The organism is uncultured Nostoc sp., from assembly GCF_964247315.1.
GTDB lineage: Bacteria > Cyanobacteriota > Cyanobacteriia > Cyanobacteriales > Nostocaceae > Nostoc.
Genome location: NZ_CAXTTT010000188.1, coordinates 1 through 9,893, shown reverse-complemented (window position 1 = coordinate 9,893; position 9,893 = coordinate 1). Strand labels below are relative to the sequence as shown.

Sequence of the window (9,893 nt, the reverse complement as noted above, 5' to 3'; positions counted from 1 at the left end):
GATGGTTTACCCACTGCTGTTACTATATTTCACCCAACTGAGAACCGCTATATTGCTGGACGACTCAGCAACTGTTTACGCGCTAGTGATACAGTTTCTCGTTTGGGTGGCGATGAATTTACTGTGATTTTACGGACAATACCTAATGTCCAAATAGCTGCTAAAGTCGCTGAAAAAATTTTAAACAGTATTACCAAGCCAATTGTTTTGGACGGCTATCCAATCCGAGTCTCTGCCAGTATTGGCATTAGTGTCTACCCATGCAACAGTCAAGACAGTGAAACTTTGATAAAACAAGCAGATGCAGCAATGTACCGTGCCAAGCGCTTGGGTAAAAATCGCTACGAGCTTGCTTAATTAGTCAAGAGACAAGTCTCCAGATTTTTCAACCTTAGTTACAATTTTTACCTTTAAATTAGGAATTTAGACTAGAGATACGTCTAAGGCATTGTCTTGAAAAAATATAGTATATATCCTACGAGGTAAATTTTCAGCAAAATGCAGACTTAGTAAGGCTTTTTGGCTTGAACACTAAACCTCATAATTTATGTCAGAGAATAATTAGTCATCAAAAACAATTAGAAAATTAAAGTTAATGTATTTAAATTTACATTTAAGTTTATACCTATATTTATTCGTTTATTACGCAGTTTAGTAGGTTTGGAAATCTTTTTAATACTGTAAATATGTTGTTTTATGTTTACACCTCTTTGATCATTAAATCTAAATTATACACTTTAATAAGTATTATTTCATATTTTTCTGAACTCTAATTTATTAAACATAGTGTTTATACTTAAAAAGATTAAGATATTATTAATAAATAATAAAGTAAGCAAAATGCTCGCAGTAAATCATTGACATATCTAACCTTAGACTGATGTAAAAATCGTTTATTAAGGATACCACTTAAGTATAAAGACTATTTAATATCAGCAAATTAAGGTTAATCAACAAGCGATTACCACAATAATTTGTAAACTACCAGCAATAATTTCATAAAATTAAAATACTTTTTCAAAAATTACAGTGAATATACGGTCATAACTAAAAAATACGCTTTGGAATAAAAAACTAGTAAATTTACTGAAAAATATGAAGACTAACTTCCGAATCACAAAGTTTATAATATTCTGGATAGGTGCTTACATACTGATACCAAAAATTGCCGCTTGCGCAGGTATATTCAGTATTGCAAGTGCTAATTCTTTTGGCCCTACTAGCAGTAACACTTTAATCGCCCGCAAGGTCAATTCTCAAAATTTAAAAGACATATACATTCCACCAAATTATGGTGGTCCCGATAGTCATAATGGTAGCGGCACCCGCTGATGGCAATTTTGAATTTTAGATTTTAGATTGTCGTAGAGTAGCGCAATTAGTTAGGTACCGTCTTGTCTTGGACACCACATCTTTATATTTAGCGGCTTATTGCAAGATGTTGTGCTTAGGGTTGCTGAAAACCGTCAAACTCTTTAAGGTAGTTTATTCAAGACAATAGTGGAGATTTCCACCAATGATTTGTTTGTATAAGTGTGTGGACTTGCCAACTTGGGTCTGGTTGAGGATAATCTAAACGGAAGTGTCCGCCTCGGCTTTCGGTTCTAAAAGCAGCACTTTTGAGAATTAAATTAGCTACATTTAATAAATTGCGGGTTTCTGCCCAAAGTCCTAATTGCCGTTCAACATCTGGTAGGTCAAAACTAGCGGGTTCTGCTGGACGTAAAGCAAGCAAGAATTGACTTAAAGGCAAGGCAGTGAAATCTTGCTGCCAAGATTCAATAGTAGCGATCGCAGTTTCCAGCCTTGATTGCTCTCGACAAATACCAGCACTTTCCCACACTAGACGCGGTAACTTCTCCCTGAGTGCTTCTAGCTGTGCTTGTTGGATGTGCCACTCACTAGGATCAGGACTAAATTTCCGTAATGGCAGCACTGGTATTTCTGAGGACAGCCCAATATTTTCTAACTCAATATTAGCCATCTGGGCCCCAAACACAATACATTCCAACAGGGAATTACTGGCAAGGCGATTTGCCCCATGCACCCCGGTACTAGCGGTTTCACCTACTGCGTACAAATTGGGGATATTTGTGCGATTCATCAGATCCGCAACAATTCCACCCATCCAGTAATGGGCAGCTGGGGCTACAGGAATTGGTTCGTGGAAGACATCAACGCCCCAATGCTGACAAACTTTGACGATGTTAGGAAAGCGGAGACGAATCTTCTCGGCGGGGATGGGGCGCATATCCAACCACACATGGGCAGTAGCCAAATCAAGGGCGGTACGTTGTAAATGGCTAAAAATTGCTCTACTGACCACATCTCTCGGTGCAAGTTCACCCGCAGGGTGGTAGTCAAAGGCAAAACGTCGCCCTTCATTATCGATAAGATGTGCCCCCTCGCCGCGTACAGCTTCGCTGATCAAGAAGCGATCGGCACCAGGTTTAGTGAGGGCAGTCGGGTGAAATTGGACAAATTCTAAATCGCGGAGGATAGCCCCAGCCCGAGATGCGATCGCGACCCCATCACCCGTACTTACAGCCGGGTTCGTGGTTTGGGCAAATACCTGACCACCACCGCCTGTTGCCAGTACCACAGCACCAGCTCTTATCCAGGTAATTTTGCCTTGATAAAACAGGCTAATTCCCTGACAACAACCTGTTTCAGGTTCAATCCACAAACTCAAAGCCAAAGCTTGCTGAATGACTTGAATATTTTGGCGACGTAATACTTGAGCTGTGAGGGTGGTAATAACTTCCCTCCCTGTGGTGTCCGCAGCGTGGAGAACACGGCGGCGAGAATGGGCGGCTTCCAAAGTTAAAGCTAAGGCTTGACCATGACGGTCGAAAGCGACCCCCAAGTTAACTAGGGATTGAATGCAGCTAGGGGCGTGTTGGGCGAGAAATTCCACAGCGGCGCGATCGCATAAACCTGCACCCGCCTGGATCGTATCTTCAATGTGCAGTGTTGGAGAATCTTCTGGGGCGATCGCTGCGGCAATACCACCTTGCGCCCAATCGCTGGCAGACAAAGCAACGGTTTCTTTGGTAATCAAACCGACTCGCAAGGATTCTGGCAGACACAGCGCTGTGTATAGTCCGGCAGCACCAGCGCCGACTACTAAAACATCAAATTGGCTAGGAATATCTATCTGAGACAAGGTAATGGGTAGGGGAAGTGAGGAGTTAGAAGTTAGAAGTTAGGAGTTAGGAGTTTTGAATTTTTAACTCATAACTCCTAACTCCTAACTCATATCATCTGCCACTCCCTAGAATCAGGAGTGGGCTGCTATTTGCTACATTAACTGCAATTCAGTTATCTGTAGATACCGTTGTTAAAGCGATCGTCTCCTTCATTAAAGGCAGGCTCTAGTTCTGTCACGGTAAATTTATCGAGGTTGGCTTGCAGGGTTTGTTTTTGGTGATCGCTCAATCCTGGAAGATCCAATATATCCTCTACCTTTTGGTAGGGAGCATTGGTGATAATTTTCTTAGCTAAGGTGGGATAAAGCCCTGGAAACTGTTGAAAAGCTCGGACGTTGGTATTATTCAAATCAATTTTTTTACCAAACTCCGTTCCTAGTTTAGCGTCTGCCCGATTCTGCCGCTCAATTGCCAGAACTGGGACTTGGGGAAAAGCAAAACTGTTGAAACTAGCAGCTTGGGCTATCTGAGTTGTTCCCAACCATCCCCAGCAACTAAGTAACAAACTAAACACTGTTAATAAACGCGCCAATCCTTTCACGATTTTTCTACCTCTTTCCATCAAACAGAAATAAAAGTTTTAAGCTAACAGCCGTCATTGGTCATTGGTCATTGGTCATTAGTCATTGGTCATTTGTAAAGGACAACTGACAACTGACAAGGGACAAAAGACAAAGGACAAAAGCTGATAGCTTAGTCAACACAGCAGTCATCAGAAACTAATATACAGCGTATTAATATCCACAATATTTACGGTTACTGGGTTTGACTGTACTTTTACCAAAAATTTTCATCGTGCAAAGAGTGCCTGCATAGCTGTAATAGCGTTGCATCCACGATTTTGGTAGCATTCCCTGCTAGACGAAATCTTTTCGGGGTGGCTGATTCTACCTCCCAAGCAGACACCAAACTTACGATTTCTAAGATCGAAAACCTTACTAAAAAAGACTGGATGCTGATGGATTTTTATGTAATATTTCTTAACTAATTGATCGTTTCCAGCATCATTTTTGATATGTCGTAGATTGGGGTAGGAAAAGTTTCGGTAAGAGAAGTCTACACGTTGATTGTAAGTTCCTACCTCCTACCTGCTTCAGGCTGCGATCGCAGCTAACAAAAATAGGCTGTCTACTAAAATTGTGCTTAAAACTGCGCCACCAAAGGCATACCAGTGTCTTTGATTTCGACCTAAAGCTGAAATTCCTACTGTTAATAGCACTACGGCGAGAATTATCGCCCAAGTTTGTCCCCAAGGTGCTTGTACTTGCACGAGAGCATTTTGTAAGATTTGCGGTACTACATCTGCATCTACTCTCATGATTTGCCGCCAATAGGGTATCAAATCTACTATATAAAAATATACATCTGTTAAAACTGTACCGAGTAAAGAACCTAAATAAAACCAGTTACCTACCTTGCCCCAATTCTTCGCCAGACACCAACAAGCAAACGGTAAACCGATAAACTCCACCGGTAGATGCCATAAAGGTTCCCAACGTAACCAGCCCCAGTAAATCGCTCCTGCTAACCAACTCCAGCTAAACCCTAAAAGCAAATCCCCCCAGACGTAAGTTGCAGGACGTGACATTAAGGCAAAACTTAGCCATACCCAAAATGCTGTCAGGGCTAAACTCAGACTTGGTAGCGATCGCACTATTGGCGCTTCTACAAATACTGGCACTGATACCAAAAACACCGCCGCCGCAAACACTAACCAACTTTGTCGCGCAGAAATAGATAAGGGAAGAGAGGGAGAAAAGGAGAGTGTAGATTCCAATTGCCTGATACCCTTCAGCCCAGTATCAGCTAAGTCCAACTCGGTATCAATAGAAGGGGTAGAAACGCTGTAAGAGGATAGTGTATTATTAATCAAAGTTTTTAATATTTGTTACTAAACTTCATCTTATTTAAGATATCACACTTTAAAATCCCCCCCTAGGGCATTGTAATTATACTGAAATTTTCAGGAGCCTTGGCGCAAACCAAGCAAAACATTCTCTGCCAAAGGAATCCATTAAAGTTGCACTATGTACACCACTGCTCTGTAGTTCCTTGTACATAGGGGACTACAAAGAAGTGAGGGGTAAAATTTAACAGTTAAAAGTGAACTGACATCAGTCCGCTAAATATTAAAGTTTGATGAATTGACAAAATTCCGTTGACTTATTGAGATGGGTGTAAGAACATAGTCAGCGTCTTCGATGATGTTATCGATCGGTAAAATTGAGTTTTCTACAAGATTGGGTGCAATAGAAAGTATATAAAACAACATCATCATCCTAAGAATAATGTTTAAAACACGAAAAAGGTATTAATTGCAGATGGAATTTATTCAAGCTTTTATTTTGGGTATTGTTCAAGGTATTACAGAGTTTTTGCCAATCAGCAGTACTGCACATCTTCTGATTTTTACCAAGATATTTGGTTGGAAAGAACTAGGTTCTAAAGATTTTGTTGATGCAATTCAATTTGGCAGCGTTATCGCAATTGTGGGATATTTTTGGTCGTTAATTTATAGTATTACTAAAGGTGGAATCGAAGCATTAAAAGCTAAAGACTGGCAACGTGAAGAATGGAAGATTCTTGTCGGTATTGTAGTAGGAACACTGCCCGCTTTAATTTTCGGCTTTCTTTTAAAAGATATTTTACCTGAGAGTGCATTGATTATTGGTATCATGTCAATTATTATGGCACTTATACTAGCTTTGGCAGAAAAAATTGGCACTCGAAAGCGAGGTTTTGAGTCATTGCAGATTCGGGATGGTATTTTAGTTGGATTAGGACAAACACTTGCTTTGATTCCGGGCGTTTCCCGTTCTGGTTCGACGTTGACAACTGCCTTATTTTTAGGATTAGAACGCGCTACAGCAGCAAAATTCTCATTTTTGTTAGGGTTTCCAACTCTTACCATTGCGACGCTGTATAAAAGCTTGAAAATATTCAAGTTGTTTCAAGCTCACCAGTTGCCAGATAACATTGTTGCACTGTTAATTGTAGGAATTATTTCAACCTTGATTTTTTCCTACCTATCAATTGCATTTTTGATCAAATACTTAGCAACTAAAAACACTTTGATTTTTGTATGGTATAGATTAGCATTTGGTAGTGCGATCTTACTAGCGATCGCATCAGGTTGGAAAGGATAATAGTTATTAGTCATTTGTTATTAGTCATTTGTCCTTTGTCCAAAGCAAATGACTATAGCGACTGCTTATTTGTATGCAATACAATCTAACCTCACTCCTTTTAGGAGAGAGGCTTTGAATTTTACTCCCCAACACGAGTAGGAAAGGGGCTGGGGTTAAGTCTGTATTAGACTCAAATAAGAAACGCTATAATGCCCAATGCCCAATGCCCCATTCCCCATGACTACCATTCATCCTGCCCGAATTACCAAGGTTCTTCCAGACTCAATAGCCGCAGAGATTGGTTTTGAAGCTGGGGATGCGATCGTTGCAATCAATGGTACACGCCCCCGCGACTTAATTGATTATCAGTTTTTGTGTGCTGATGAAGTCTTGGAATTAGAAGTTTTAGACGCTGCTGGTAAAACTCATAGCCTGGAAATCGAAAAAGATTACGACCAAGACTTGGGACTAGAATTTGAAACTGCCCTATTTGATGGCTTAATTCAGTGCAATAACCGCTGTCCATTTTGCTTTATCGACCAACAGCCACCAGGTAAGCGCACCAGCTTGTACTTTAAAGACGACGATTACCGCTTAAGCTTTTTGTATGGCTCTTATCTTACCTTGACCAATTTGCCAGAAAGAGAATGGCGGCGGATTGAACAAATGCGCTTATCTCCGTTGTATGTTTCTGTTCATGCCACGGAGCCGGAAGTTAGAATTAGACTGCTGAAAAATGCCCGTGCGGGACAAATCTTGCAACAACTCAAGTGGTTTCAAGAAAGACGCCTACAAATTCATGCTCAAGTGGTTGTTTGTCCTGGTATAAATGATGGCGAACACCTGGAGCAAACCCTAAAAGATTTAGCATCCTTTCATACTGGTGAAGTGCCTGCGGTAGCATCGGTAGCAGTTGTGCCAGTCGGATTGACAAGGTTTCGGCCTCCAGAAGACGAACTCATACCCGTAACTAGAGAAAAAGCCAAAGAAGTGATTTCTCAAGTGCGAACACTTTCGCAAAAATTTCGGCAAAAGTTTTCCTCTAGCGTCGCTTGGTTAGCTGATGAGTGGTTTTTGATTGCAGGTGAGGAATTACCGAGCGAATCTGAATATGAAGAGTATCCCCAAATTGATAATGGTGTTGGTTCAATTCAGTTGTTTATCAAGCAATTTGCAACTGCTGCAACAGAATTACTACCGCCAAAAGTTTATCCTCAGAGAAAATTAACTTGGGTAGTAGGTAACGCAGTAGAAAACGCCTTTCAACCTATCTTGAAACGGTTAAATTCTATTGAAGGTTTAAAAGTAAATATGCGTGCTTTGTGCAGCGATTATTGGGGACAGAATATTACTGTCACAGGATTACTAACGGGTCATGATTTACTGTTGAACTTACAAGGGCAAGATTTGGGAGACGGAATTTTACTGCCAAATGTAATGCTCAAACATGGTGAATTGGTATTTTTAGATGATATGAGTATTGAAGAATTAGCCCGTAAATTGGAGACAAAAATATTACCAGTAGGAGGAGTTGAAGATTTAATCAATACCTGTATTCTTTAAGCTTTTTTTGTTAGCTCTTTAGTTTATAGCAGTTGCCAGATAAATGAAGTATATATCAAAATCTCTCCTCCAAACCCTATTATTACCAAGGAGAGTGGTTGCGGTAGAGATTAAGCTGTAGATCGTTTTTATTAGAAAACACTAGAGATAATTTAACTGCGTTATGTAAAGTCTTTTTGCTTACTGCTTTAACTTTACTTACTCTAAGTCTTTGAATCTAAACTCATTTTTGTTGCATCCAAACATTTGAATGTTAAATCCAAAATTAATAAATTTGAATTTGTAAATTTATTACTTATTTATACGTTTAATTAATCGTGAATGCTGTAATTGCGGCTGTTAAAATTACTGTCTTTTCCCTAAATATAAAATCCTGGCTATAAAATCCTGGATAAACTACTGATGAATTATTGTTAGCTTAATTCTGGCGCTCGCAGTTATTTATTAGCTTCACATCTATCTATAAATGTTACTTTAAAACCTAGAATATTCCTGTTAAAAAAGGTGATTATCAAGGGTATTAATTAGACCTGTTGCACAAATACAAAATTTGCCCTCCCCCTCAACCCCTTAACCCAAAGTTGGGAGAAGTGAAACCAATTTAAAAATCCTTTTCACAAGCTTGAGAGAGGGACTGATGGTGAGAGCTTTTGATTCATGCAATCTATTCTCTATTTAGTACCGTTCCAAGCAGCACTAGTATTACTTTTTTAACTCACAAAAACCATGAAAAACAGATAATTAAAATAAGAGTGGCATTTTTTCTTTAAAGTTTAAGTGAAAACTCTCTGCAATTATGCAAACATCTGTGCAAAATTTACTCCAAAGTTAGTCACCAATGAAATTAAATTTACAATGTAATAGTAAACAATTTATCTAGAATTGATTCTGGCAATTTGAGTATCCATCTTGGCATTTTTTACTGGTTTTGATAGGCTAGATTAATGAAGGTAATTCACTAAGTACTTTTACGAAAAGCTTATAGTCATCCTATTTGATTTTTGAAAAGCAAAATATTAGCTTTACTAATCCGGGTGAGAGTTTCAGTAAACTTACCAGGAATCAAACTAGAGTTTTATATTGCGTACTAATGAATTCTGACTAATAACTAAATTAATTAATAATAAAGTGAGGATTCAATAGTGAAGCATCAGGAAAACCGAAAAGATATAAATTTAAAAATTAAAAAAGCTAGAAGATTATTTATTTTAAGTTGTGAAATTGTAATTTTCAATTTTTTGAGTATTTTGCCAGTAACGGCGGCGACTGAAGAACCGGTATTGAGTGTAGTGTATGGCCAAGAAAATGCAAATCAATGGAGAGGGATAAGCGATCGCTTACAGACAATAGGGATGAAATATTGTGTAATTTCCCTAAGTGATGTCAAGAGTGGGGGAGATTGGGGCGATCGCCGGGTCTTATTTTTACCAAACATCGAGACATTAACACCGACTCAAGCGATCGCTCTAGAAGACTGGATGAGTAAGGGAGGGCGTTTGATTGCTAGTGGGCCTGTAGGTAGTCTGTCATCCCCAGGAGTACGGCAGTTATTGCGATCGCTTTTGGGAGGTTATTGGGGATTCAGCCTTAGTGACACAGAACAGATTCAAGCCGCAAAAACCAAGATCCCAGAATGGACAAATCAAACTGGACTTTTTGGTAAAGTGCGCGGGGGTGTTGTGATTCCTAACGATATGGGCACTGAATCTCCTGCTGTTTGGAATTCCAAAGATAATCCGGCCGCAGTAGTAACAACTGAGCGTTCTACCTTTTTAGGCTGGCGCTGGGGAACAGATACAGCCTCAGCAGCCGAGTTAGATAATGCCTGGTTAAAAACTACTATCAATCACTATTTGACAGCACTAGCGCCATCAAATCGCACCAAAAAAATAGCAGGAGGTTCCCAAAGTTGCTCTACGACTGTGGCGGCTGCACCCTTAGTGCAGGGGGGCAAAGGGGTACAGGGGCAGAGGGGTAGTTCATCTCCCTTATC

General features: G+C 39.7%; 6 protein-coding genes and 1 pseudogene. 4 read left to right on the top strand and 3 right to left on the bottom strand.

What is annotated here, in order from left to right:
* A partial coding sequence (locus tag ACFE93_RS32615) for a diguanylate cyclase domain-containing protein (protein WP_375479948.1) occupies positions 1-357 on the top strand: 357 nt, incomplete at its 5' end.
* 1,132 nt (positions 358-1,489) lie between these two features.
* Here the strand turns inward: ACFE93_RS32615 and nadB are convergent.
* From nadB to ACFE93_RS32600, 3 genes are all read right to left on the bottom strand, one after another.
* A complete protein-coding gene (nadB, locus tag ACFE93_RS32610; RefSeq protein WP_375479946.1) occupies positions 1,490-3,166 on the bottom strand; it encodes an L-aspartate oxidase in 1,677 nt (558 codons plus the stop codon).
* Positions 3,167-3,321: 155 nt separating this feature from the next.
* A complete protein-coding gene (gene psbU, locus ACFE93_RS32605; RefSeq protein ID WP_375479944.1) occupies positions 3,322-3,750 on the bottom strand; it encodes a photosystem II complex extrinsic protein PsbU in 429 nt (142 codons plus the stop codon).
* A gap of 552 nt (positions 3,751-4,302) precedes the next feature.
* Positions 4,303-5,082 carry a DUF3120 domain-containing protein gene (locus tag ACFE93_RS32600; protein ID WP_375479942.1) on the bottom strand — a complete coding sequence of 260 codons (780 nt, stop codon included), beginning with the start codon at positions 5,080-5,082 and terminating at the stop codon, positions 4,303-4,305.
* Between the two features lie 448 nt (positions 5,083-5,530).
* Here ACFE93_RS32600 and ACFE93_RS32595 point away from each other — a divergent pair, with 448 nt between their 5' ends.
* From ACFE93_RS32595 to ACFE93_RS32585, 3 genes and pseudogenes are all read left to right on the top strand, one after another.
* Complete coding sequence (locus ACFE93_RS32595) at positions 5,531-6,355, top strand: undecaprenyl-diphosphate phosphatase (RefSeq protein WP_375479940.1); 825 nt, start codon at positions 5,531-5,533, stop codon at positions 6,353-6,355.
* Positions 6,356-6,574: 219 nt separating this feature from the next.
* Positions 6,575-7,900 carry a TIGR03279 family radical SAM protein gene (locus ACFE93_RS32590; RefSeq protein ID WP_375479938.1) on the top strand — a complete coding sequence of 442 codons (1,326 nt, stop codon included), beginning with the start codon at positions 6,575-6,577 and terminating at the stop codon, positions 7,898-7,900.
* 1,142 nt (positions 7,901-9,042) lie between these two features.
* Positions 9,043-9,893 (top strand): annotated as a pseudogene (locus ACFE93_RS32585) (glycoside hydrolase family 10 protein); the annotation flags it as partial.

Coding starts and splice junctions, on each gene's coding strand:
- ACFE93_RS32595 (WP_375479940.1), top strand. CDS start 5,531: ATGGAATTTATTCAAGCTTTTATTTTGGGTATTGTTCAAGGTATTACA.
- ACFE93_RS32590 (WP_375479938.1), top strand. CDS start 6,575: ATGACTACCATTCATCCTGCCCGAATTACCAAGGTTCTTCCAGACTCA.